At 77.0% G+C, this 22,673-nt stretch carries 20 protein-coding genes and 1 pseudogene; 4 read left to right on the forward strand and 17 right to left on the reverse strand.

Annotated features, from left to right (window positions below):
* Positions 1 to 5 precede the first annotated feature (5 nt).
* The 14 genes and pseudogenes from ADEH_RS07020 to ADEH_RS07085 all read right to left on the reverse strand — a co-directional run bounded on the left by ADEH_RS07020 (position 6) and on the right by ADEH_RS07085 (position 12,064).
* Positions 6 to 896: a MinD/ParA family protein gene (locus ADEH_RS07020; protein WP_011420413.1), complete on the reverse strand. Its 891-nt coding sequence runs from the start codon at positions 894 to 896 to the stop codon at positions 6 to 8.
* Positions 893 to 2,029, reverse strand: a complete 1,137-nt coding sequence (gene flhF, locus ADEH_RS07025; protein WP_011420414.1) for a flagellar biosynthesis protein FlhF — start codon at positions 2,027 to 2,029, stop codon at positions 893 to 895. The genes ADEH_RS07020 and flhF overlap by 4 nt, the downstream gene beginning before the upstream one ends.
* 33 nt (positions 2,030 to 2,062) lie before the next feature.
* Positions 2,063 to 4,141, reverse strand: a complete 2,079-nt coding sequence (gene flhA, locus ADEH_RS07030) for a flagellar biosynthesis protein FlhA (RefSeq protein WP_011420415.1) — start codon at positions 4,139 to 4,141, stop codon at positions 2,063 to 2,065.
* Positions 4,138 to 5,205, reverse strand: a complete 1,068-nt coding sequence (locus ADEH_RS07035) for an EscU/YscU/HrcU family type III secretion system export apparatus switch protein (RefSeq protein WP_011420416.1) — start codon at positions 5,203 to 5,205, stop codon at positions 4,138 to 4,140. Before ADEH_RS07035 ends, flhA begins: the two co-directional genes overlap by 4 nt.
* Before the next feature lie 4 nt (positions 5,206 to 5,209).
* Positions 5,210 to 5,962: a flagellar biosynthetic protein FliR gene (locus ADEH_RS07040; protein WP_011420417.1), complete on the reverse strand. Its 753-nt coding sequence runs from the start codon at positions 5,960 to 5,962 to the stop codon at positions 5,210 to 5,212.
* Positions 5,963 to 6,226 carry a flagellar biosynthetic protein FliQ gene (locus ADEH_RS07045; protein WP_011420418.1) on the reverse strand — a complete coding sequence of 88 codons (264 nt, stop codon included), beginning with the start codon at positions 6,224 to 6,226 and terminating at the stop codon, positions 5,963 to 5,965.
* The gene (fliP, locus tag ADEH_RS07050; RefSeq protein ID WP_011420419.1) at positions 6,223 to 6,933 is read right to left on the reverse strand and encodes a flagellar type III secretion system pore protein FliP; all 711 of its coding nucleotides are present in this window, start codon (positions 6,931 to 6,933) and stop codon (positions 6,223 to 6,225) included. The genes ADEH_RS07045 and fliP overlap by 4 nt, the downstream gene beginning before the upstream one ends.
* A complete protein-coding gene (locus tag ADEH_RS07055) occupies positions 6,930 to 7,610 on the reverse strand; it encodes a flagellar biosynthetic protein FliO (protein WP_011420420.1) in 681 nt (226 codons plus the stop codon). Before ADEH_RS07055 ends, fliP begins: the two co-directional genes overlap by 4 nt.
* A gap of 11 nt (positions 7,611 to 7,621) precedes the next feature.
* Positions 7,622 to 7,873: pseudogene (fliN, locus tag ADEH_RS07060) on the reverse strand (flagellar motor switch protein FliN); the annotation flags it as partial.
* Positions 7,874 to 7,922: 49 nt separating this feature from the next.
* Positions 7,923 to 8,927, reverse strand: a complete 1,005-nt coding sequence (locus ADEH_RS07065; protein ID WP_011420422.1) for a flagellar motor switch protein FliM — start codon at positions 8,925 to 8,927, stop codon at positions 7,923 to 7,925.
* Between the two features lie 8 nt (positions 8,928 to 8,935).
* Positions 8,936 to 9,439 carry a flagellar basal body-associated FliL family protein gene (locus ADEH_RS07070; RefSeq protein WP_011420423.1) on the reverse strand — a complete coding sequence of 168 codons (504 nt, stop codon included), beginning with the start codon at positions 9,437 to 9,439 and terminating at the stop codon, positions 8,936 to 8,938.
* Between the two features lie 115 nt (positions 9,440 to 9,554).
* Positions 9,555 to 10,421, reverse strand: coding sequence for an HDOD domain-containing protein (locus ADEH_RS07075; protein ID WP_011420424.1), 867 nt, complete (start codon positions 10,419 to 10,421; stop codon positions 9,555 to 9,557).
* Between the two features lie 10 nt (positions 10,422 to 10,431).
* Positions 10,432 to 11,592 (reverse strand): response regulator, encoded by a 1,161-nt coding sequence (locus tag ADEH_RS07080; protein WP_011420425.1) that lies wholly within the window; start codon positions 11,590 to 11,592, stop codon positions 10,432 to 10,434.
* 67 nt (positions 11,593 to 11,659) lie between these two features.
* The gene (locus ADEH_RS07085; protein ID WP_232287446.1) at positions 11,660 to 12,064 is read right to left on the reverse strand and encodes a chemotaxis protein CheX; all 405 of its coding nucleotides are present in this window, start codon (positions 12,062 to 12,064) and stop codon (positions 11,660 to 11,662) included.
* 481 nt (positions 12,065 to 12,545) lie between these two features.
* Between ADEH_RS07085 and ADEH_RS07090 the strand changes: the two genes are divergently transcribed.
* From ADEH_RS07090 to ADEH_RS07100, 3 genes are read left to right on the forward strand one after another with little or no spacing between them, the layout of a single operon-like run.
* Positions 12,546 to 14,609, forward strand: coding sequence for a chemotaxis protein CheA (locus ADEH_RS07090; protein ID WP_011420427.1), 2,064 nt, complete (start codon positions 12,546 to 12,548; stop codon positions 14,607 to 14,609).
* Positions 14,609 to 15,415 (forward strand): CheR family methyltransferase, encoded by an 807-nt coding sequence (locus tag ADEH_RS07095; protein WP_011420428.1) that lies wholly within the window; start codon positions 14,609 to 14,611, stop codon positions 15,413 to 15,415. Before ADEH_RS07090 ends, ADEH_RS07095 begins: the two co-directional genes overlap by 1 nt.
* Positions 15,412 to 15,891, forward strand: a complete 480-nt coding sequence (locus ADEH_RS07100; RefSeq protein ID WP_011420429.1) for a chemotaxis protein CheD — start codon at positions 15,412 to 15,414, stop codon at positions 15,889 to 15,891. Before ADEH_RS07095 ends, ADEH_RS07100 begins: the two co-directional genes overlap by 4 nt.
* A gap of 6 nt (positions 15,892 to 15,897) precedes the next feature.
* Here the strand turns inward: ADEH_RS07100 and ADEH_RS07105 are convergent, their stop codons facing one another.
* Genes ADEH_RS07105 through ADEH_RS07115 form a run of 3 tightly spaced genes read right to left on the reverse strand, consistent with a single transcriptional unit; the run spans position 15,898 to position 20,275 of the window.
* The gene (locus ADEH_RS07105) at positions 15,898 to 16,968 is read right to left on the reverse strand and encodes a protein-glutamate methylesterase/protein-glutamine glutaminase (protein WP_011420430.1); all 1,071 of its coding nucleotides are present in this window, start codon (positions 16,966 to 16,968) and stop codon (positions 15,898 to 15,900) included.
* Positions 16,968 to 19,694 (reverse strand): methyl-accepting chemotaxis protein, encoded by a 2,727-nt coding sequence (locus ADEH_RS07110; protein WP_011420431.1) that lies wholly within the window; start codon positions 19,692 to 19,694, stop codon positions 16,968 to 16,970. The genes ADEH_RS07105 and ADEH_RS07110 overlap by 1 nt, the downstream gene beginning before the upstream one ends.
* Positions 19,691 to 20,275, reverse strand: a complete 585-nt coding sequence (locus ADEH_RS07115) for a chemotaxis protein CheW (RefSeq protein ID WP_011420432.1) — start codon at positions 20,273 to 20,275, stop codon at positions 19,691 to 19,693. Before ADEH_RS07115 ends, ADEH_RS07110 begins: the two co-directional genes overlap by 4 nt.
* A 598-nt stretch (positions 20,276 to 20,873) precedes the next feature.
* On the opposite strand from ADEH_RS07115, the gene ADEH_RS07120 reads away from it, so the two are divergent.
* Positions 20,874 to 22,673, forward strand: coding sequence for a chemotaxis protein (locus ADEH_RS07120; protein ID WP_011420433.1), 1,800 nt, complete (start codon positions 20,874 to 20,876; stop codon positions 22,671 to 22,673).

The raw sequence follows: 22,673 nt of genomic DNA on the forward strand, positions 1-22,673 counted from the left end.
GGGCCTCACGCGGCGGGCTGCCGCTCGCGCAGGAGCTGCTGCCAGAACAGCTTCACGCCGCCGGGCAGGGAGGAAGGGGGCGGCGCGGCCAGGATCGCGTCGCAGAGCCCCTGGAGCGCGCGGCTGGCGGGGGCGCGCGGGTAGAGCTCGACCAGCGGCTGCTGCACGCGCCCGGCGCGGGGCAGGTCCTCGTCGCGCGGGATGGCGCCCAGGTAGGCGAGGCGCGCGTCGAGGAACCTGCCGGTCACCTGCGTCAGCCGGCGGAACACGTCGCGCCCCTGGAAGTCGGCCGCCTGGTTCGCGACCACCCCGAACCGCGTCACGCCCGCCTGCTGCGACAGGACCTTCACGGTGGCGTAGGCGTCGGAGAGCGAGGTGGGCTCGGGCGAGACCACCAGCAGCGCCTCCTGCGCCGCGCCGGCGAAGAACAGCACGTTGTCCCCGATGCCCGCGCCGCAGTCCACCAGCACGAGGTCGAAGCGCCGGTCGAGCGCCTCGAACGCCGAGACGAGCGTGAGCTTCTGCGCGTGGGTGAGCCGCGTGAGCGACTGGATGCCGCTCGACGCGCCCAGCACGCGCACGCCGCGCGGCCCCTGGGTCAGCACCTGCTCGGCGCTGGCCGCGCCCTCGAGCAGGTGGCCGAGGTGGTGGGTCGGGCAGATGCCCAGCACGATGTCGGCGTTGGCGAGGCCCAGGTCCGCGTCCACCAGCAGGACGCGGCGCCCGGCGCGGGCGGCGAGCACCGCCAGGTTGGCGGAGATGTGCGTCTTGCCGACGCCGCCCTTCCCGCTGGTCACGGCGATCACGCGCAGCGGCGGGGCGGCGTCGCGCGGGGCGATGCGATCGCGCAGGCCCTGGGCCTGGTCGGCGGCGTCGCGCTCACGGGGGTCGGTCACGGGGCATCCTTTCCGGCGACGAGGTCCACCAGCTCCGCGCCGCCGAGCGCGTGCACGTCCTCGGGGACGCGCTGGCCGTCGGTCACGCAGGCGATGGGGCGGCACACCCGCACCGCGGCGGAGAGCACGCTGCCCGGCCCGGCCGCCTCGTCGAGCTTGGTCAGCACCAGGCGGTCGGGGGCGAGCGCGCGGTAGCGATCGGCCACCGCCGCGAGCTCCAGCGCGCCGGTCGCCGCCGAGACGGTGAGGTGGAGCTGGACGCGGGGGATGGAGCGGACCAGCGCCGCCTGGCGCTCCACGTCCTCCACCGACGCGTGGCCGGCGGTGTCCACGAGGACGAGATCCACGTCGGACAGCCGCTCCAGGGCGCGCCCGAGCTCGCCGCGGTCGCGCGCCACCAGCACCGGGACCTCCATGATCCCGGCGTAGCGGGTGAGCTGCTCGGCGCCGCCGAGGCGGTAGGTGTCCACCGTCACGAAGGCGACGCGCTTGCGCGTCTCGAGCAGCGCGCGCGCCGCGACCTTGGCGAGCGTGGTGGTCTTGCCCACGCCGGTGGGGCCGACGGCGGCGATGACGCGGCGGCCGTCGTGGAGCCACGGGGCGCGGCACGGCACCAGCCGCTCGCCCAGGAGGTCCTTCACCGCGCGCCAGGCGCGCGCCGGCTCGGCGCCGCCCAGCTCCAGCGCGGAGCGGACCAGCCCCTCGGCCAGCGACGGCTCCATCCCGCGGGCCACCAGCCGCGCGTAGGCGTCGGCCCCGGCCGGCGGGAGCTGCAGCTCGCGCCCGGCGCGGGCCTCCAGCGTCACGGCGGCGAGCGCGCGGCGCGTCTCCTCGACCGAGCGGCGCAGCCGGCGCAGCTCGTCCTGCAGCGGGTCGTCGGGCGGGCGCGCCGGCGCGGGCGGCGCGGCGGGCAGGGGCGGGGGGCGCGGCGGGGCCGCGGCGGGGCGGCGCGCGGGCGCGGCGGGTCCGGCGGGCTCCAGCGCGGCGGTGATCTCCACCTCGGCGCGGCGGAACAGGCCCCCGTCCACGGTGCGGGTGGCGAGGATGACGGCCTCCGGGCCGAGCGCGGCCTTCACCGCGGCGAGCGCGGACGCGGAATCGGGGGCGCGGAACGTTCGGACGGTGGGCGTCATCGGCGTGGCTCCTGGCCCGGGGTTTTGCAACCGTCAGGCCGCGAGCTGCGGCTGCGCCTGCACCGTGCCGGCCGGCTCCACGGTGGTGCCCGGCACCAGCTCGCGAGCGGCCAGCACCTGGACGTCGGGCACGAAGCGGCTGGCGAAGTCGAACAGCGGCCGGCGCAGGTCCGGTGGCGCCAGGAGCACGACGGGGTGCCCGGCGCCGGTCAGGCGCGTGGCGCCCGCCTCCAGGGACGCGACCAGGCGCCGCGCGGTCTCGACGTCGGGCGCGAGGGCCGCCTCGCCGTCGGAGGCGCCCAGGGTGGCCCGGAGCGTCTCCTCGGTGCTGCGGTCGAGGGTGAGCGCGCGCACCACCCCGTCGGCGCCCGTGGCGCGGGCGGTGAGCTGCCGCGAGAGCCGGCGGCGCGCGGCCTCCACCAGCCAGGCCGCCTCCTTCGAGCGCGGGGCCGCGTCGGCCACCGCCTCCAGCACCGTGCGCAGGTCGCGCACCGACACGCCCTCGCGCAGCAGCCCCCGGACCACCCGCACCAGCTCGCCCAGCGAGATCGCGCCCGGGACCACGTCCTCCACCAGCTTGGGCGCGTCGCGGCCCAGCATCCCGAGCAGCTCCTGCACCTCCTGGCGGCCCACGATCTCGTGGGCGTTGCGGCGCAGCAGCTCGGACAGGTGCGTGGTGATCACCGAGGCGGCGTCCACCAGCGTGAGCCCGAGCGCCTCGGCGCGCGGGCGGTCGGCCGGGCTGATCCACACCGCGCGCAGGCCGAACGCCGGGTCCACGCCCGGCACGCCCTCCACCGCCGGGTCGCCGCCGTTCGGGTCGAGCGCCATGAGCCGCTCGGGGTGGGCGAGGCCGCGGCCGAGCTCGACGCCGCGCAGCAGCACGCGGTACTGGCCGGGCTCGAGGCGGAGGTCGTCGCGCAGGTGCACCGGGGGGAGCACGATGCCGAGGTCGGTGGCGAGCTGGCGCCGGAGCGCGGTGACGCGCCCGGGCAGCTCGCCGCCCTTCTCGAGGTCGATGAGCGGCACCAGCCCGTAGCCGACGCCGAGCTCCAGCGCGTCCAGCGCCAGCAGGTCCTGGATCCGCTCCGGGCCCTGCGCCTCCGCGGCGGGGCGCGGCGCGCGGGCGGCGGCCTCCTGCCGGCGGGCGGCCCGCCGCGCCGCGAGCAGCAGCGCCCCGGCCACCCCGCCGAACGCGGCCAGCGGCATGCCCGGCAGCAGCCCCAGCGCCAGCAGCACGCCCGCGGCGGTGCGGAGCACCGGGGGCCGGCCCAGCATCTGGGTCGCCACCTGCGTGCCGAGGTCGCTCCCGGCGGCCCGGGTCACCACCAGGCCGGCGGCGGTGGAGACGAGCAGGGCCGGCATCTGCGACACCAGCCCGTCGCCGACGGTGAGCAGGGTGTAGGTCTCCGCGGCGGCGGAGAGCGAGAGGTGGTCGCGCACCAGCCCGGTGAGCAGGCCGCCCACGATGTTGACCGCGGTGATGGCGAGGCCGGCCACCGCGTCGCCGCGCACGAACTTGGAGGCGCCGTCCATCGCGCCGAAGAACTCGGTCTCGCGCTCCAGCGCCTGCCGCCGCGCGCGCGCCTCGCGGTCGTCCACCAGGCCGGCGGCCAGGTCGGCGTCGATCGCCATCTGCTTGCCGGGGAGGGCGTCCAGGGTGAAGCGCGCCGCCACCTCCGAGACGCGGTTCGAGCCCTTCGTGATCACCGTGAAGTTCACGATGAGCAGGATGAGGAACACCACCAGGCCGACCACCAGGCTGCCGCCGACCGCGAACCGCCCGAACGTCTCGATGAGGTGGCCGGCCGCGCCGGCCCCGTTGCCGCCGTCGGTGAGGATGAGCCGGGTGGTGGCGACGTTCAGCGCCAGGCGGAACAGCGTGACGAGCAGCAGGAGCGAGGGGAAGACCGAGAAGTCCACCGCGCGATCGAGGCCGAGCGCGACGAGCAGCATCAGCACCGAGAGCCCGATGGAGAGCGCCAGGGCGACGTCCAGCGCCGGCGCGGGGAGCGGCACGATCAGGATGGCGAGGATGCCGAGCACCCCGACCGCCACCGCCAGCTCCGCCCGGCCGCCGGCGGGCGGCCCCGAGATCGACGTCGAGCTCACGCGCGCGCCCCTCCGTCGCGGCGGCCGGCCGCGCGGTACACGAACGCGAGCACGGCGGCCACGGCCTTGTAGGTCTGGGCCGGGATCTCCCGGCCCACCTTCACCTTGCGGTACAGCAGCCGGGCGAGCGGCACGTCCTGCACCACCGGCACGCCGTGCTCGCGCGCCAGCGCCCGCATCTGGCGGGCCAGCTCGCCCTTGCCCTTGGCGGTCACCCGCGGCGCGCGCCCCTCGTCGCGCCGGTAGCGGAGGGCGACCGCCACGTGGGTCGGGTTCACCACCAGCGCGTCCGCGCGCGGCACCTCCAGGCGCGCCTGGTTGCGGAGCAGCTCGCGGTGGCGGCGCCGGCGCCGGCCGCGGACGAGCGGATCGCCCTCGTCCTCCTTCACCTCCCGCTTCGCCTCGTCCTTCGTCATCCGGTGCTTGCGCGCGAAGCGCCACCGGGCCAGCCCCAGCTCGGCCAGCGCGAGCGCGGCGGCGGCGAGGAGCACCGGGAGCGCCACGCGGGCGACCAGCGAGAAGACCAGGGCGAGCTGCTCGCCGGGCGCGGCGCCGAGCAGCGCCGGGAGCCGGGCCACCCCGTCGCGGGCGGCGCTCCAGGCGGCCGCGCCGATCGCCCCGACCTTGGCGAGCGCCAGGGCCAGGTCGAGGAGGAAGTCGCGGGAGAGCGGGCGCAGCAGCCGGCCGGGCTGGAGCAGGCGCGAGGGATCGGGGGCGGCCAGCCGGGGCCAGCACCCGCCGCGCGTCTGCGCGAGGGTGGCGGCGGCGCCGGCGAGCGCCGCCGCCGCGCACACCGACAGCGCAGCCGCCGCCGGCCGCGCCGCCAGCGCGGGCAGCGTGGCGAACGGCGCCCGGTCCACCGAGCCGGCGGCGTGGCGCATCAGCTCGGCCAGCCCGCCGCCCAGCCCGCGCGCCTGCGCCACCAGCGTGAGCGCCGCGCCGGCCAGCCCGGCCGCCAGCGCGGCGTCGTGGCCGAGCGGCACCTGGCCCTCGTCGCGGGCCCGGGCCAGGCGCTGCGCGCTGGCCGGCTCGGTGCGGTTCTCCTGGTCCTCGGCGTCGGCCACCGCGTCACCCTCCCGGCCCGGCGAGCGCAGCCACCGCGGCGCGCGCGGCCAGCTCCGCGGCGGCCGGGGCGGTCAGGTACAGCGCCAGGCCGGCGGCGAGCGTGGAGGCCGAGAACCCCACGTTGGAGAGCGAGAGCTGCGGGGCCATCCGGCCCATCACCGCCAGCAGGAGGTGGCCGAGCAGCGCCGCCGCCATCACCGGGAACGCGAGGCGGACCGCCAGCGCGACCGAGAGGATCGCCTGGCCGGCGGCGCGCGAGGCGAGCCCGGCCGGGTCCGGCGCGGCGCCCGGGGGCCAGGCGACCGCGGAGCGGACGAGCCACGCCACCGCCTCGCGGTGGACCCCGAGCGCCACCGCCACCGCCTGGGCCACCACGAACACCGTCTGCGACACCGCGCTCGACTCGGCCCCGGTGATGGGATCGACGAGCGCGGAGTAGCCGAGGCCGGCGGAGAGGCCGGCGAGGTGGCCGGCGGCGAGCGCGGCGTCGAGCGTCCAGCGCGCGGCGAGGCCCGCCAGGAGCCCGGTGGCGGTCTCGGCGAGCGCGGCGCCGGCCAGGCCGGCGAGGCCGGCGGGCGGCGCGACCGCGGGGGAACCTGCTCCGGCGTGCACCGCCCAGGTGAGCGCGAGCGCCAGCGCGAGCCGGACCCGGGCCGGGACGACGCGCGCGCCGAGCACCGGCGCGACCGCGCACAGCCCGGCGGTCCGGAGCAGCAGCAGGCCGAAGCCCCAGGCCGTGGCGAGCGGCAGGTCCACTCAGCGCCCCGCCATCCGGAGGATGCACTGCGCCAGGAAGCCGGAGAGCCGGTCCATCATCCAGCCGCCCAGCAGCCAGATCACCGCGCCGGCCGCGGCCACGCGGGGCAGGAAGCCCACCGCGGCGTCGTTCACCTGCGTCGCCGCCTGCAGCACGCCCACCACCAGGCCGACCAGGAGCAGCGCGCCCAGCACCGGCCCGCCCACCGCCGCGAGCAGCAGCAGCGCCTCGCGCAGCAGCGCGCCGGGCAGCTCGGGGGTCACGCGAAGCTCCGCGCCAGCGCGCCGACCACCAGGCGCCAGCCGTCGGCCATCACGAACAGGCCGATCTTCACCGGCAGCGCGATGAGCGTGGGCGGCACCATCATCATGCCCATCGACATGAGGATGGCCGAGACGAGCAGGTCCACCAGCAGCAGCGGCACGTAGAGGAACAGGCCCATGCGGAAGGCGGTGGTCAGCTCGGAGATCATGAAGGCCGGAACGGCGATGGACATCGGGATGGCGTCGCCGGCGGCGGGCCGGGGCGTGGCGGAGATCTCGTAGAAGAGCGCCAGGTCCTGGTCGCGCGTCTGGCGGAGCATGAACTCGCGCACCGGGCCGCTGGCGCGCTCCAGCGCCTCGGCCTGCCCGATGCGATCGTCGAGGTACGGGCCCAGCGCGTCCGCGTACACGCGCGTCGCGGTGGGCGACATGACGAAGCACGAGAGCACCAGCGCCAGGCCGACCAGCACCTGGTTCGGCGGGACCTGCGGCGTCCCGAGCGCCTGGCGCAGGAACGAGAGCACGATCACGATCCGCGTGAAGGAGGTGACCGAGACGAGCAGCGCGGTCGCGAAGCTCAGCGCGGTGAGCACCAGGAACAGCTTCACCGGCGCGGAGCCGCCGCCGTTCACGGAGATCTGCAGCGCGCCCTCCGCGGCGGGGCTCGCCACCGTCAGCGCCGCGAGCGGCAGGCCGAGCGCGCTCACCGGACGCTCCCGGCCTGGCCGCGGGCCAGCTTGCGCCGCAGCTCCTGGTCCTCGGCGCTCTCCGCGAGCAGCGCCTCGAAGCCGGGCGCCGGCGCGGGCGCGCCCGCTCGCCCCAGGCCGCGCAGCCGCGCGAGCAGGTCGGCCGGCGCGGGGCGGGCGGGGAGGGGCGGGGGGACCGCCTGGGCGGGCGCCGCGGCCGCGGGGGCGGGGACCGCCGGGAGGGCGCGCAGGAGCGCCAGGCCGGCCTCGCTCGCGCCGAGCAGCAGCACCTCGTCGCCGACGCGCGCGAGCACCAGCGCGCGGCGGGGGCCGAGGCTGGTGGTCTCGAGCACCTCGACGTGCCGCGGCGCGGCGCGGCGCCGGCGGGCGAGGACGAGCGCCGCGGCGGCCAGCGCCGCGAGCAGCAGCCCCGGCGCGGCCAGCGCCCCGAGGCCGGGCGCGCGGCCCAGGTCGAGCGGGCGGGCGGGCGGCGTCGCGGGCGCGGCGGCGGGGACGGCGGGAGCGGCGGCGGCGGCGGCGGCGGCGGGAGCGGCGGCGGGGGCGGGGGCGGGGGCGGGCGGGGGCGTCGCGACCGCGGTCTGCGCGGGCGCGCCGGGCTCCGGCGCCGCGGGCGCGGGCAGGTCGGCGGGGAGCGGCGCGGCGGCCAGGACGAGCGCGACGACGAGCGAGGTGGGCACGGGCTCGGCTCCTAGCGGAGGCGCTGGATGCGCTCCTGCGGCGAGACGATGTCGGTGATGCGCACGCCGAACTTGTCGTTCACCACCACCGCCTCGCCGCGCGCCACCAGCCGGCCGTTCACCAGGATGTCGAGCGGCTCGCCGGCGACCTTGTCGAGCTCGATCACCGAGCCGGGCGCGAGCTGGAGCAGGTCCTGGATGGTCATGCGGGTGCGGCCCAGCTCGACGTTCACCTCGAGGGGCACGTCGAGCAGCAGGTCGAGGCGTCGGGTCGAGTCGCCGTTCCGCGGGGTCTGGGCTTCCATGGGTTCCTCAGCGCACGAGGGTGGCGGGGGTCAGCGCGGGCGGGCGGAGCGGCTGGTCCACCACCAGCGCCAGGCTCCCGCCCGACACGGTGGGCGTCCCGAGGAGCTTCTCGCGCCCCTGCACCACCACCGGCACCGGCCGCCCCTCGTCGGTGTCGAGCAGCAGCACCTCGCCCTCGGCGAGCTCGAGCAGGCGCGCGAACGGGATGCGGGCGCGGCCGTAGAGCCCGCGGATCTCCACCGGCACCTGCTCGACCTCGCGCGCCAGCGCGTCCGCGAACCGCTCGTCGGCGCGCTGCGACAGGCGCCGCGGCGAGGAGAGCTTCTGCTTGGCGGACTCCACCGCCGCGTAGGGGATGACGAGGTGCAGCCGCCCCTCGATGCCGCCCTTCAGCTCGAACCCGGAGACGATGCCCACGTCGGTGGGCGGGGCGATGCTGGCCATGCGCGGATCCGGCTCGAGGCGGAGCACCTCCGGCTCGAAGGGGAGCACCGGCGCCCAGGCCTGCGTCATGGCGTCGGCGAGCAGGCGCAGGAGGCGGCGCAGCACGAGCTGCTCCACGGAGGTGAGCTCGCGGCGCGTGTCGCCGCCCTCCTCGGGCTGGCGGACGCGCCGGTCGCCCAGCGCGGCCGCCAGCAGCGCCTCGGCCAGCCCCGCCTCCAGCACCGCCAGCGCGAACCCGTAGGACGCGCCCAGCCCCAGGATGCACACCGAGGCGGGCGGCGCGAGCAGCGGGGCGAGATCGGCGAACTTGAGCAGCGTCGCCGGCGCGGAGCTGATCCGCAGCGCGAGCCGCGTGCGGCCGGCCAGCCCGATGCCCAGCATCGACGCCACCTGCTCGTTGATGGCGTCGAGCGTGGGCATCTGGCCGCGGATGATCCGGTCCTGGCTGGTGAGGTCGTAGGGCGCGACCTGGGCCCGGCTCGACGCCGCGCCCTCGGTGGCGAGCCGGCCGTCCTGGATGGCGCTCATGAGCGCCTTGATCTCGTCGGAGGTGAGGGTGGCGGGCACGGGCGGGCTCACTGGATGACGAGGTCGGTGATGTAGAGCGCGCGGATCTCGACGCCGGCCGCCAGCGCGCCGAGGCGCTCGGAGAGCGCGGCCTTGGTGCGCGCGATGGCGTCGCCGCCGCGCAGCTCCTCCACCGTCCGGTCGGAGAGGTAGGCGATGAACGCGTCGCGGACCCGCGGGACGAGCGGGGCGAGGCGCGTGCGGTCGTCCTCGGTGGCGACCTCGACGTCGAAGGTGACGCGCGCGTAGCGGTCGGCGTCCGTGTCGCGCAGGTGGACGATGAAGTCCGCGAGCTTGATGGTGGGCCCGGGGGGCGCGCCCGCGCCCGCCTTGCCGTGCGGGTCGCCCGCCGCGGCGGCGGCCGGGCCCCCCGCCGCACCGCCGCGCAGCAGGAAGACCGCGAGCAGCGCGGCGACCACGAGGAGGTTGAGCGCGAGCAGCGCCGGCACGAGCTTCGAGCCGCCGGGCGCCGGGGCCGGGGGCGGGGTGGGGCTGTCGTTCGCGTCTGCCATGTCGTCTCCCGGGCGACCCCCGGAGCAAGCCGCGCGCCACGCGCGAACGGCCTGATCCCGCGGGGTTGGGGAGACGTCAGCGGGCTGGCGCCGTCACCGCGGTGACGGCCGGCGCTCAGTCGTAGAGGCCGCGCACGCGCTCGCGCAGGCCGCGCGTCAGCGTCCGCAGCACGTCGTCGGAGATGCCGATCACGGAGCGCCCGATCATCACCAGCGCGTCCACGTCCTCGGCGTCGATCGCGCCCGCGAAGATGCCGGACTTCTTGGCGAGGGCGTTCGCGAAGCACACCGCGTTCGCGAGCGAGGCGCGATCGCCCTTGTCGTACTCCGTCGCCTCCCGGATGCAGGCGACGATGGGCGCGGGGAGCTGCCACCTGTCGGCCAGCGCCACCCCGACCCGCCGGTGCACCCGGCCCACCACCGCCAGCCACTCGCCGGAGTCGATCCAGCCGCGCTGGTACACCTCGGTGAGCTGCCGCTCCACCTCGAGCAGCACGCTCGCCACCACCGGCTTGCCCACGTCGTGGAGCAGGCCGGCCAGGTAGGCGGACTCGGAGTCGCCCGTCCCGGTCAGCGCGAGCACGTCGCGGGCGAGGATGCCCACCGCCACCGAGTGCTCCCACAGCGCCTTCAGCGCCGCGTTGATCTGCGCGTCGCGCGAGACGAACAGCTTCTGGGCCGACGCCTCCACCAGCAGCGCCTTCAGCGAGCGGGTGCCGAGCCGCGCCAGGGCCTCCTGCAGCGTGATCCTGCGGGTGCCGGCCGCGAACGCGGCGCTGGTGGCCATGCGCAGCGCGCGGGCCGCCAGCACCGGGTCCTTCTCCAGGATCTGCGCCGCCTCCTTCATGCCGGCGTCGGGATCCCGCAGCACGTCCAGCACGCGGGTGGCCACCGCGGGCAGGGTGGGCAGGAAGAGCTGGTCGGCCTCGATCCGCTTGACGAGGATCGCCTCCAGCTCGGCGGAGAGCTTGTCGACGCTCATGCGCGTCGCGCTAGGCGGCGCCGCCCGCGCGCGCCTCCTGGACGGTGGCGAAGAGCCGGAGGTCCTTCGTCTCGGTGTAGCCGCCGAGCGCCTTGCGGACCTCGGGCGCGCCGACCAGCGCGAGCGACATGCCGAAGTCGCGCGCCTTCTCGGCCACCGCGTTCACCAGCTTGGGCAGCCGGTCGCCCTCGAGCGGCGGCGTGCCGACGTCGAGCACCACCTCGTCGTAGCAGGCCGCCGCGACCTTCTCGAGCGCGCCGGCGAAGACCGCGTGGACCCGGTTGTAGAAGCGGTCCACCTTGTCGGCCCGGCCCGCGAACGGCGCCAGGCGCAGCACGTTGTCCTCGATCTGCAGGAAGTCCTGGTTGTCGAAGTACTGGAGCAGGAAGTCGTCGATGGTCTCGGGGCGGAACGGCTTGAAGAGCACGTCGTCGAAGCCCTGCTCCCGGACCTCCTTGGTGACGTCGTTGGCGGTGCGCAACGCGAGCGCCACCAGGGCGGCGTGCGGCTGGAGCACGCGGATCTGCTGGGCCAGCACGGCGCTGTTCACGTCGGGGATCTCGGTGTCCACCAGCACCACCCGGTAGACGCGCTCGCGGCAGGCGGCCAGCGCCGAGGCGGCGCTGGTGTAGCCGTTCAGGCTGACGTGCTGCGGCACCATGGAGCGGAGCTTCTTCTGCACGTTCTCCATGTCGTCCACCACCAGCACGTCCACGAAGCGCCCGCCGGCCGGGGCGGCGGGGCCGGCCGCGGCCACCTCGGCGGGCGCGGCCTCGGCGATCGGCTCGGCGCCGAGCCCGCCCACGCCGCCCTCGCCCTGCAGCACCGAGAGCACCTTGGAGCGGAGCTCCTCGGGCTTGAACGGCTTCAGGATGTAGTCGGCGATGCCGAGCTTCATGGCCCCGGCCACGATGCTCCGCTTCGACTCCGAGGTGAGCATGATCACCGGCGTCTGGTTGCCGCCGTCGCGCATGCTCTGGAGCATGGCGGGGCCGTCCATGTTCGGCATGGTGACGTCGAGCAGCACCAGGTCCACCTGCGCCTGCGCGAGCTGCTCGAGGCCCTGGACGCCGTCCTCGGCCTCCAGCACGTCGAACCCCAGCTCCTTCACTTGCTTGCCGACGATGGTGCGCACCGCGCGGCTGTCGTCCACGGTCAGGATGGCGGGCATCGATTCTCTCCGGCGCCGCCGCGCCCGGCCCGTCGCGGGCCGCGCGCCGGCGCGAAAGGGTCCACGGTCAGGCCAGGCCCTCGAACACCCACAGCACCAGGCCGAGGTGCTCCGCGCGCAGCACCACGCTGTTCGCGCTCTCGGGCGGCGGCGGCACTGGCGGCTGGCCCGTGGGCACCACCCGCGGCAGCCCGAGCGCCTGCTCCAGGCGCAGGTGCGCCTTGAGCAGCCCGGCGGTCATGTTCACCAGCTCGCACAGCGAGTCGGAGAGCATCTCGTCCGACACCTCCTCGGCGGCGACCTGGAACAGGGCCGCGGTCAGCGCGGTGCAGCCGTCGCGATCCGAGGACAGGCCGACCGTGAGCGGGCGCGCGCCCGCGATGGAGAGCACGGCCCCGCGCCACACCAGATCGCGCCACGGCGTCCGGGCGGCGTCGGGGACGAAGGTGAGTCCCAGCATCGTCTGGGTCACCCCCGACACCACGGAGGCCATCTGCTCTGGGGGCGGCAAGGTCGTCATGTGCGAGCACCGGGGATGTGCCGGGACGTCCCGGCGCCGCGCTCGGGCGCGGACCCCGGCCCGGCGTTCTGCAAGCGCCTTGCCTCGGCGCCGGGGCGCCGGGGCGGGCGCCGCGGACCCGGTGCGCGGCGCGCCGGCGGGCCTGCGGCGCAGCGCCGGCGCCGGGATCCGCTGCGGCCCAGCGGTCTCGCGGCGGCGCGGCGGAGCCCGGCGATCCTGACGCCAGCCGCATGACGCGCGCCGTCCGCGTGTCGCGGGGGACTCGGGTCCGCCGCGGCCCCGGGGCGTCGCCGCGGCCGAAGCGCGCGGGATCCGCCGCGGGCGCGCGCGGGGCGAGGTCGCGGCGCGTCCCGGGATCCGGGCACGCGCGCTGCAACGGCCGACGGTCGATCGGCGCACGGCCACGCCGCGGCGCCGGCGATCGGAGGACGGGATGTCCGGAGGATCAGGGGCCGAGGCGCGCGAGGCGCTCGCGGCCGCGGTGGTGGCGGCGGACGCGGCGGATCCGGGCTCGCTCGGCGACCTCGGGCGGGCGCTGGCCGCGGCCGCCGCGGCCGGCGCGCTGGAGGGAGCGCTGGCCGGGGAGGTCGGTGCGCTCGGGCGCGCGCTCGAGGGCGAGGGCGCCGCGGCGGCGCTCGCGCGGCTCTCCGAGCTGCTCGGGGGCGGCGAGTCCGCCCGTCCGGCGCCGGCCGCGCCCGAGCTGCCCGCGGCCGCGCGCGCGACCCGCGACGCGGACACGCTCGAGCTCATCGCGGACTTCCTGGAGGAGGGGCTCGACGGGCTGGCCCGCGCCGACGAGACGCTCCTCGCCGTCGAGCGGGAGGGGCCGCACCCGGACCGGACGAACGCGCTGTTCCGCGTCTTCCACACCATCAAGGGCGTGGCCGGCTTCCTGGAGCTCTCCGAGATCGTCTCGCTCGCGCACACCGCCGAGACCCTGCTCGACCACGTCCGGAGCGGCCGGCTGGCGCTGGCGGGCGAGGCCTTCGACGTGACCTTCGAGGCGACCGCCGCGCTGCGGAGCCTGCTGGAGCGGCTGCGCCAGGCGGTGGACGCGCGGGCCGACCTCCAGCCCGACGCGCGCGTGCCGGGGCTGGTCGAGCGGATCGCGGCGGCGAGCGCGGCCGCGGAGGCGGCCGGCGAGGCGGTGGAGGCGGCGGAGGCGGTGAGCGCGCAGGGCAGCGCGCCGGCGGCGCTGCAGCTGGTCCCCGAGCCCGCAGCCGCGGAGCCCGCGGCCGAGCCCGGACCTCCGGCCGCGCCCGCGGCCGCCTCGCACCCGGTCGGCGGCCAGCTCCGCGAGACCGTGAAGGTGGACCTGGAGCGGGTGGACTCGATGGTGGAGATGATCGGCGAGCTCATCATCGTCGAGTCGATGGTGGTGCACGCGCCGGAGCTGGCGGGGGTGGCCTCCCTGCGCCTGCGCAACTCGCTCAACCAGATGACGAAGATCAGCCGGGACCTGCAGAACGTGGCCATGCGGATGCGCATGGTCCCGGTGCGCGGCGCGTTCCAGAAGATGGGCCGGCTGGTCCGCGACCTCTCGCGCCGGACCGGCAAGGAGGTGGTGCTCGAGACCTCCGGCGAGGACACCGAGATGGACCGCAGCATGGTCGAGCGCATCGAGGACCCGCTCGTCCACCTGGTGCGGAACGCGCTCGACCACGGCATCGAGCCCGAGGCGGAGCGCCTCGCCGCGGGCAAGCCGGCCCGCTCCACCCTGCGCCTCTCGGCGTACCACGAGGGCGGCTCGATCGTGGTGGAGCTGAGGGACGACGGGCGCGGGCTGCAGCGCGAGCGGATCCTGCGCAAGGCCCGGGAGCGCGGGCTGGTGGGCGACGGGCAGGAGCTGTCCGACGCCGAGGTCCACGCGCTGGTCTTCCTCCCCGGCTTCTCCACCGCCGCCAGCGTCACCGAGATCTCCGGCCGCGGCGTGGGCATGGACGTGGTGAAGCGCAACGTGGAGGGGATGCGCGGCCGGGTGACGGTGGGCTCGCAGCCGGGCGCGGGGACCACCTTCCGCCTGGTGCTCCCGCTCACCCTCGCCATCATCGACGGCATGCTCGTCTCCTGCGGCGGCGAGACCTACATCCTGCCCAGCCTCTCCATCGTCGAGTCGCTGCGGCCCACCGAGCAGATGATCCGGCGCGCCGCCGGCCGCGGCGAGGTGATCGACGTCCGGGGCGAGATCCTGCCGCTCCTGCGCCTGCACCGGCTGCTCGGCGCCCGCGAGACCGCGGCCGCGGCGGACGACCTGCGGGTGGTGGTGGTGGAAGGGCTGGGGCGCAAGGCCGGGCTGGTGGTGGACGACGTGATCACCCAGCAGCAGGTGGTGATCAAGCCGCTCGGGAGCGGGATCGGCGACACCGACTTCCTCTCCGGCGCGGCCATCCTGTCGGACGGCAGGGTGGGGCTCATCCTGAACGTGGACCGGCTGGCGGGCCTCGCGTCGCGCGACGCGGCGGCCGGGCGCGGCGCGCGGCGCGCGGCGGGGGCCTAGTGGACCTGGAGACGTACCAGGCGTTCCAGCGCATCGCCCACGAGCGGGCCGGGATCTTCCTGCGCCCGGGGAAGTCGGCGCTGGTGCAGGCGCGCCTGGCGCGGCGGCTGCGCGAGCTCGGGCTCGGCTCGGAGCGCGACTACCTCGAGCGCCTGCGCCGCGACGCGGGCGACGAGCTGGTGCGCTTCCTCGACGCCATCTCCACCAACTTCACCCAGTTCTTCCGCGAGCCGGATCACTTCGAGACCCTGGTGCAGTGGGTGCGGGTCGCCCGCCGGGCCGGTCAGCGGCGCTTCCGGGTGTGGTGCGCGGGCTGCTCGTCCGGCGAGGAGCCCTACACCGCCGCGATGGTGCTCGAGCCCGAGCTGGAGGGCTGCGACTGGCGCATCCTCGCGACCGACCTGTCCACCCGCGTGCTGGCGCGCGCGGCCGAGGCGGCCTACCTCGACGACGAGGTCGCCGCCATCCCCGCGCCGCTGCGGGCCCGCTGCCTCGCGGCGCGGCCCGGGCCCGGGGGCGCCACGCTCCACGAGGTCGTGCCGCGCCTGCGCGAGCGGGTGGTGCTCCGCCGCCTCAACCTGGCGGAGCACCCGTACCCGATGCAGGGGCCGCTCGACGCGGTCTTCTGCCGGAACGTGATGATCTACTTCGACCGGCCCATGCGCGCCGGGCTGGTCGAGGAGATCGAGCGGCTGCTGCGCCCGGGCGCGCCGCTGTTCGTCGGCCACTCGGAGACGCTGGCCGGGCTCGCCACGCGGCTGCGCAGCGAGCGCCCCTCGGTGTACCGGATGCCGGAGGCCGGGTGAGCCTCGTCACCGTGGGCATCGGCGATCTGGCGGTGACCGGCGATCCCCGCGCGGTGATCGTCACCCACGGCCTGGGCTCCTGCATCGCGCTCGTGGCCTGGGATCCGGGCCTGCGCGTGGGCGGCATGCTGCACTTCCAGCTGCCCGCCTCCGCGCTCTCCCCCGAGCGCGCCCTCGACGCGCCCGGCACGTTCGCCGACACCGGGATCCCGCTGCTGTTCCACCGCCTGTACGCCCGCGGCTGCCGGAAGGAGGCGCTGGTGGTGAAGGCGGCCGGGGGCGGGAGCTTCAACGACCGCGGCGGCGCGTTCGACATCGGCCGCCGGAACCACGCCGCGATGTGGCGCATCCTGCGGCACGCGCGGGTGGCGGTCGTCGCCGAGGACGTGGGCGGCTCCCGCTCGCGGACGGTGCGGCTGTTCCTGGACTCGGGCCGGGTCACGGTCCAGTCGGGCGACCAGGTCGCGCCGCTCTGACCCGCGTCAGCCGCCCGCCTCGCCGGCCAGCCTCAGGATCTCGGGCGCGATCCGGTCGAGCGGCAGCGACCGCTCCACCGCGCCCAGCTCGACGGCCACCTTCGGCATCCCGTACACCACGCAGGACGCCTCGTCCTGCGCGACCGTCCTGGCCCCCGCGTCGCGCATGGCGCGCAGCCCCTGCGCGCCGTCGCCGCCCATCCCGGTGAGGATCACGCCGATGGCGTTCGGCCCGGCCGCGCGCGCCACCGAGCGGAACATCACGTCCACCGAGGGCCGGTGGCGGTTCACCCGCGGGCCGTCCTTGATCTCCACCACGTAGCGGGCGCCGGAGCGGCGGAGCAGCATGTGCCGGCTGCCGGGCGCGACCAGCACCGTGCCGGGCACCACCGACTCGCCGCCCTGCGCCTCGCGCGCGTCCAGGCCGGACCGGTCGCGCAGCCGGTTCGCGAAGTAGCGGGTGAACAGCTCCGGCATGTGCTGCGTGACGACGATGCCGGGCGCGCCGGGCGGGAGCGCCGCCAGGATCCGCTCGATCGCGACGGTGCCGCCGGTGGAGGCGCCGATGGCGACCACCTGGAGCGTGGTCCGCGCCAGGGCGCGGGGCGTGGCCGCGCGGTCCGGCGGGGGGAGCGGCGCCGGCGCGCGCACGCCCGCGGCGGCGGCCTCCTTCACCTTCTCGACCAGGTCGGCGGTCATCTCGCCCACCGAGTACGCCGCGCCGGGCTTGCACATGACGTCGCAGGCGCCGGCGGCGAGCGCCTCGAGCGCGAGGGCGCCGCCGGCCGGCGTCAGCGAGGAGACCACGATCACCGGCGTGGGCCGGTAGCGCATGATCTTGTGCAGGAACGTGATGCCGTCCATGCGCGGCATCTCGACGTCCAGCGTGATGACGTCGGGCGCGCGCTCCAGGATGAGGTCGCGCGCCGCGAACGGATCCGGCGCGGTCCCCACCACCTCGATGCCGGGGTCGGCGGAGAGCTCCTGCTGGAAGACGTTCCGCACGACCGCGGAGTCGTCCACCACCAGCACCCGGATGCGCCGGGGCTCGCGGGCTGGCGCGGGACCGGCGTCCACTAGAAGTCCCGGATGTCGGCGTCGTCTTCCATCGGGAACGCCTGCTCGGCCAGGGCGCGCGCGCCCGCGGCCGGGGCCGCGCCGTTCGCGCCCGCGGCGCCCGCCCCGTTGCGGGGGCGCAGGCCCGGGCTGGGCGCGGCCGGTCGCGCCGGCGCGGCGGCCGGGCGGCGGGGCGCCGCCGCGCGCGCGCGGTCGAGCTGGAACGCGCCCACCATGGCCGCGAGCTCCTCCGACTGGCCCGACAGCTCCGACGCCGCGGAGGAGGACTCCTCCGCGGAGGCGGCGTTCTGCTGCGTGACCTTGTCCATCTCGGCGATGGCCTTGTTCACCTGCTCGATGCCGGCCGACTGCTCCCGCGCGGCGGCGGCGATCTCCGAGACGATGTCGGTGACCTTGCCGATGCCCTGCACGATCTCGCCGAGCTTGCCGGCCACGTGGCGCGCGGTGACCTCGCCCTCGCCGGCCTGCTTCACCGAGTCGCGGATGAGGGCCTCGGTCTTGGTGGCGGCCTCCTTGGAGCGGAGCGCGAGCGAGCGCACCTCCTCGGCGACGACCGCGAAGCCGCGGCCGGCCTCGCCGGCGCGGGCCGCCTCCACCGCCGCGTTGAGCGCGAGCAGGTTGGTCTGGAACGCGATCTCGTTGATGTCCTTGATGATCTGCGCGGTGCCCTCGGCCGACGCCTTGATGCGCGCCATGGCGCCCTGCATCTGCTCCACCGCGGTGGCCCCGTCGGTGGCGGCGCCGCGCGCGGTGACCGCGAGCTGGTTGGCCTGCTGCGCGTTGTCCGAGGACTGCTTGGTCATTCCGGAGACCTCCTCGATGGAGCTGGAGGTCTGCTCCAGCGAGGAGGCCTGCTGCGAGGCGCCGGAGGCCACCGCCTGCGAGGAGGCGGCGATCTGCGCCGCGGCGCTGGACACCTGCTGCACCGTCTCGTTCACCTGCGCGAGCGCGTCGTGGAGCGCCGTGGCGGTGCCGTTGACCGACTCGGCGATCCGGGCGTGGTCCCCCTGGTAGCTGCCCTGGACCCGCGCCCGCAGGTCGCGGTGCGCCAGCTTCTCCAGCACGCGGGCGGCCTCCTCGACGGGCGCGAGCACCGCGTCGAGGGTGCGGTTGACGCCCTCCACGATCCGGCGGAAGTCGCCCTGGTGGCGGGAGGCGTCGGACCGCGCGTCGAGGCGGCCGGCGACCGCGGCCTCGGCGAGCGCGTTCGCGTCGGCGACGAGCGCGTTCACCGCGCCGATGCAGCCGTTCAGGTGGTCCTTCAGCCGGATGAAGTCGCCCGTCCACGGCTCGGCGACCGGCGGCGGGATGGCGCCGCGGGAGATGGCGTCCACCGCGTTCGACGCCACCTTGAGCGGCCCGACGATGGCGTCGAGCGTCCCGTTGACGCCCTCGACCAGCGTGCGCCAGTCGCCCTGGAACCGGGCGGCGTCGGCGCGCGTGGCGAGGCGCCCCTCGGCCGCGGCGGCGGTGAGCGCCTGGACCTCGGCCGCGACCGCGCGGAGGTTGTCGCGGATCCGGTCGCAGGTCTCGTTCGCGACCACCTGCTTGCCCTTGCGCGGCGCCAGCCTCGGCTCGAAGTCCCCCTCGCCGTAGGCGCCGAAGGTGGTGAGCATCTCGAGGATCGCGGAGACGTGCGTGCGCACCGCGCCGTTCATGCTCGCCGCCACGCTGCGGTACACGCCCTGGAAGCGCTCCTCCTCCACGAAGGCCTCGATGTCGCCCTCGCCCTGCGCCCGGCCCATCGCCTCCATGGCGCCGAGGACGCTGGAGAGGCTCGCGCTGCAGCCGTTGAGCGCCTGCTTGATCCGGTCGAAGTCGCCCTCGTACCGATCCGTGATGGGCGCGGGGATCTCGCCCTGCGCGATCCGGGTGACGCAGTCCGCGGCCATCCGGATCGGGCCCGCGTAGGCCTCCATGGTGGCGTTGAGGCCCTGGACCACGGGGCGGAAGTCGGGATCGACGCGCGCGAGGTCGCCGCGCACGTCGAGCCGCCCGGCCTCCACCGCCGCGGAGAGCCGCCCGGTCTCGGCGACCACGGCGCCGATGGCCCGCGACACGCGCCGCGCCAGGAACCAAGCGATGGCCAGCATGGCGACGGACCCGGCGATCACCAGGATCGCCACCGTGAGCTGGCTGCGCCGCGCGACCGCGGCCGACTCCGCCTCGAGGGCGAGGGCGTCCTTGCCGGAGGCCTCGATCATCCCGTCCAGCAGCGGCGCGAACTCGAGCAGCTTCCCGCGGAGCCGCTGGTAGCCCGTCCAGCAGCGCTCGTCGGCCTCCGGCGTGAGCTGCAGCTCCCGCTGCCGGACGGCGTCCAGGTAGGCGGTCACGAGGCCGCTCCAGGCGTCGAGCGACGCGGTCACGCGGCCCCACGTCTCCCGCTCCGCGGCGGCGTGCGGCAGCGCGTCGAACGTCTTCCGCGCCTCCGCCAGGTCGCGGACGGAGCGCTCGGTGAGCGTGAACATGGCCTCGCGCGTCTCGGCGTCGCCGGAGATCCGCGGGCTCATCATCGCGTTGGCGGCGCGCATGACCCCGTGGCTCGCCGCCCGCGCCCGCGCCAGCGCCAGGGCGGCCGGCAGCTCCTCCTGGCTGACGGCGGTGAGCGACGCGGAGAGGCGCCGCACCGTGAGGAACGAGGTCGCGCCGATCGCGACCGCCAGGACGTTCGCCGCGAGGAACCCCGCGAAGATGAGCTTCCCGTTGTGGGTGCTTCGGGTCTTCATGGCGCGTCTCCCGTCGTCTCGGTGCCAGGGGTGGGGCCGGCGGCCGCGCCGGCGGCGGACGCGCGGCCCAGCTCGCGGGCGTCGTCCGAGGAGAGGATGCGAGCGATGTCGAGCAGGAACACGATGCGCCGCTCGTGCTTGCCGACGCCGAGGATGAAGTCCTCCTCCGGCGCGGCCTGCCCCAGCGCGGGCGCCGGCTCGATCATCGCCGGGCCGATGGAGAGGACCTCGAGCACCTGGTCCACCAGCAGCCCCATGGTGAGCGGCCTCCCGTCCACCGCGCAGTGCACCACGATGACGACGGTCTGGTCGGTGGGCTCGCACCGCTCCATGCCGAACTTGAGCCGCAGGTCGATGACCGGGATGACCTTGCCGCGCAGGTTGATCACGCCGCGGATGAAGTCGCGCGTGCGCGGGACGCGGGTGATCTCCAGCAGCCCGATGATCTCGCGCACGGTGAGGATCTCGATCCCGTACTCCTCGCGCGCGAGCTGGAACGTCATGTACTTCCCGGCGAGCCGGCGGCCCAGCTCCGTCGCCGTGCCCGCCGCTCCGTCGGTCTTCGCCAGCTCCGTCGTCACGTGCGCTCCTCCCGGTCTCGTCTCGCGGCGTCGCGCCGCGCCGCGGTCCTGGCGCCGCGAGCTCCGCGCCGGGGCAGAGCACCGGGCGTGCCAGCCGCGCGCGCGCCGCGGGCGCGCGCCACGGAACCGGCGCGCCCGCCCGGAGCCGCGCCGGGCGCGGGCGCCGGGGCCGCCTCCGCGTCAGGAACGCGGCGCGCGCGGCGCCAGCCGGCGCCTGCGCCGGGGGTGGCGACGCACCCGAGTCGCGCGGCCTGCCCCGGCGAGCGCCGCGCCCGTCGCTGGGGCCCGTTCCACTCCGGGGTGCGTTTCACCGCGCGCGCGAGGTGCCCGCCGGATCCCCGCGCTGGCGGCGGTTCCCGCCCCGGCGCCGCGAGCGAGGCGGGCGGGTCGGCGCGCACCGTGGTGGTGAACCATGGGTGAAGGCGGCGCCAGCGCGCGCCGGCGACGGCCGCGCGCGACGCCGTGCGGGTTCGGCGCGCGGGCCGGGCGCCGGCACGGGCGGTGGCACGGGCGGTGCTGAGCGGGGTGCCCGGATTCCCCGGCCGGTGCCGGGGCGGCGCGCCGCCGTGATCCCGGCGCGTGGAGGATGAGCGAGCGCATGGAAGCCGTTCCGTCCGGACCGGCGCCGGAGGCCCCGGCGGCACTGCTCGAGGCGACGCGCGCGCAGCTGCGCGGCGTGGCCGAGCGCCTGTCGGCGTTCCTCCATGGCTCGGAGGACGTGTTCCTCGAGGCCGGCCAGCGCCTCGGAGCGCTGGCGGGGCGGGCCCGCGGGATGGTGGACGCGGCGCGCCGCGCGGCCGGGCCGGGCGACGCCGAGGACGGCGCCGACCCGGGGGCGGTGCTGGCGCCGGCGCTCGAGCGCCTCGCGTCGTACCTGGGCGACAGCCGGGCCGGCGCCGCGCGCCAGCGCGAGGCGCTGGAGCGGGTGGGGGGGCGCGCCGACGCGCTCGCCGCGGCGGGCGGCGCGCTCGCCGACGTGCCGCGCACCCTGCGGGCGCTGGGGGTGAGCACGCGGATCGAGAACTGCCGGGCGGAGGTCCCGAACGCGGGCGTGGAGACGGTCGCGTCCGACGTGCGCCGGCTGGCCGACGACGTCGAGGCGCGCTTCGCGGCCATGGTCGCGCGCGCCGGCGAGCTCGCCCGGGCGGTGGCGGCGGCCCGCGGCGCGGCCGAGGCGTTCGCCGGGCGCGAGCGGGCCTGGTCGGACCGGATGCTGGCCGACACGCAGCAGGCGCTCGCGGCGCTGCGGGCGCTCGCCGCGGCGCAGGCCGGGGTGGTCGCCGGCGCGGCGGACGCGTCCGCCGGGATCGCGGCCAGCGCGTCCAGCGTGGTGGTGGGCCTGCAGGGGCACGACGCCACCCGCCAGATCCTGGAGCACGCGGCGGAGGCCCTGCGCGCCTTCGACGCAGAGGCCGGCGGCGGCAGGGCGGGCGAGGCCCCCGACGCGCCGGCCTGGCTCGCCGAGGCGGCGGGGGTGTGCCGGCTCGCCGGCGCGCAGCTGGGCGGGGCGCGGGCGCGGCTGCTGGAGGCGCTCGAGGCCATCCGCGGGAGCCTGGGCGCCATGGCGTCGCGCGCCGATGCGCTCGGCCGCGACCTGGGGCTGGTCGCGGGCGACGGCGTCGAGGGCTCGCCGGTCGCGCGGGTGGAGCGCGGGGTGGGCGCAGCGACGCTCACCCTGGCCGAGCACCTCGCGCAGGCGCGCGCCGGCGCGGAGTCGGCGCGGCGGGTCGCCGAGGCGGTGGGCGGGATCGCCGAGCAGGTCCGCGCGACGCGGGCCATCGGACACGCGGTGAAGATCATCGCGCTGAACGCGCTGGTGGAGACGGAGCGGGCGGGCGTCGGCGGGCGGGTGCTGGCGGTGCTCGCGCGCGAGATCCAGCTGCTGGCGGCGGAGGTGGTGCGGCGCACCGACGAGGTGTCCGCCTCGCTCGGGGCGATCACCTCGGCCGCCGCGGCGCTCGAGGTGGACCGCTCGGCCGCGGCCGCCACCGAGGGCGAGGCGCTCTCGGCGGCGCTGGGCGCGCTCGTCGCCCGGCTGGGCGCGCGCCACCTCGCGCTCGCGGCCGGCACCCGGCGGCTGCGCGAGGACGGCGCGGCGCTGCGGCGCGAGGTGGACGAGGTGGCGGCGCGGCTGGCGCGGCAGCTCGAGCTGGCGCGCGGGCTGGACGCGCTCGAGCGCGAGCTGGCGAGCGCCGGCGCGCGCGCGGCGGCGGGGGCGGGCGCGGCGGCCCCGGCGGCGCGGGCGGCCGGGCGGGCCGCGCTGGAGCGCTACACGATGTCGTCGGAGCGCGACGTCCACGCGCGCGTGACGGGCGAGGGCGCGATCGCGCCGGCGGCGGCGCGCGGCGGGGCGCCCTCGGCCGGCCAGGACCTGGGCGCCAACGTCGAGCTGTTCTGA

Origin of the sequence: Anaeromyxobacter dehalogenans 2CP-C (assembly GCF_000013385.1) — a bacterium.
GTDB lineage: Bacteria > Myxococcota > Myxococcia > Myxococcales > Anaeromyxobacteraceae > Anaeromyxobacter > Anaeromyxobacter dehalogenans_B.

What these genes read in the sequence shown, in the direction of transcription:
- flhF (WP_011420414.1), bottom strand. Translation starts at nt 2,029, where the DNA reads ATGACGCCCACCGTCCGAACGTTCCGCGCCCCCGATTCCGCGTCCGCG.
- ADEH_RS07070 (WP_011420423.1), bottom strand. Translation starts at nt 9,439, where the DNA reads ATGGCAGACGCGAACGACAGCCCCACCCCGCCCCCGGCCCCGGCGCCC.
- ADEH_RS07075 (WP_011420424.1), bottom strand. Translation starts at nt 10,421, where the DNA reads ATGAGCGTCGACAAGCTCTCCGCCGAGCTGGAGGCGATCCTCGTCAAG.
- ADEH_RS07080 (WP_011420425.1), bottom strand. Translation starts at nt 11,592, where the DNA reads ATGCCCGCCATCCTGACCGTGGACGACAGCCGCGCGGTGCGCACCATC.
- ADEH_RS07090 (WP_011420427.1), top strand. Translation starts at nt 12,546, where the DNA reads ATGTCCGGAGGATCAGGGGCCGAGGCGCGCGAGGCGCTCGCGGCCGCG.
- ADEH_RS07110 (WP_011420431.1), bottom strand. Translation starts at nt 19,694, where the DNA reads ATGAAGACCCGAAGCACCCACAACGGGAAGCTCATCTTCGCGGGGTTC.
- ADEH_RS07120 (WP_011420433.1), top strand. Translation starts at nt 20,874, where the DNA reads ATGGAAGCCGTTCCGTCCGGACCGGCGCCGGAGGCCCCGGCGGCACTG.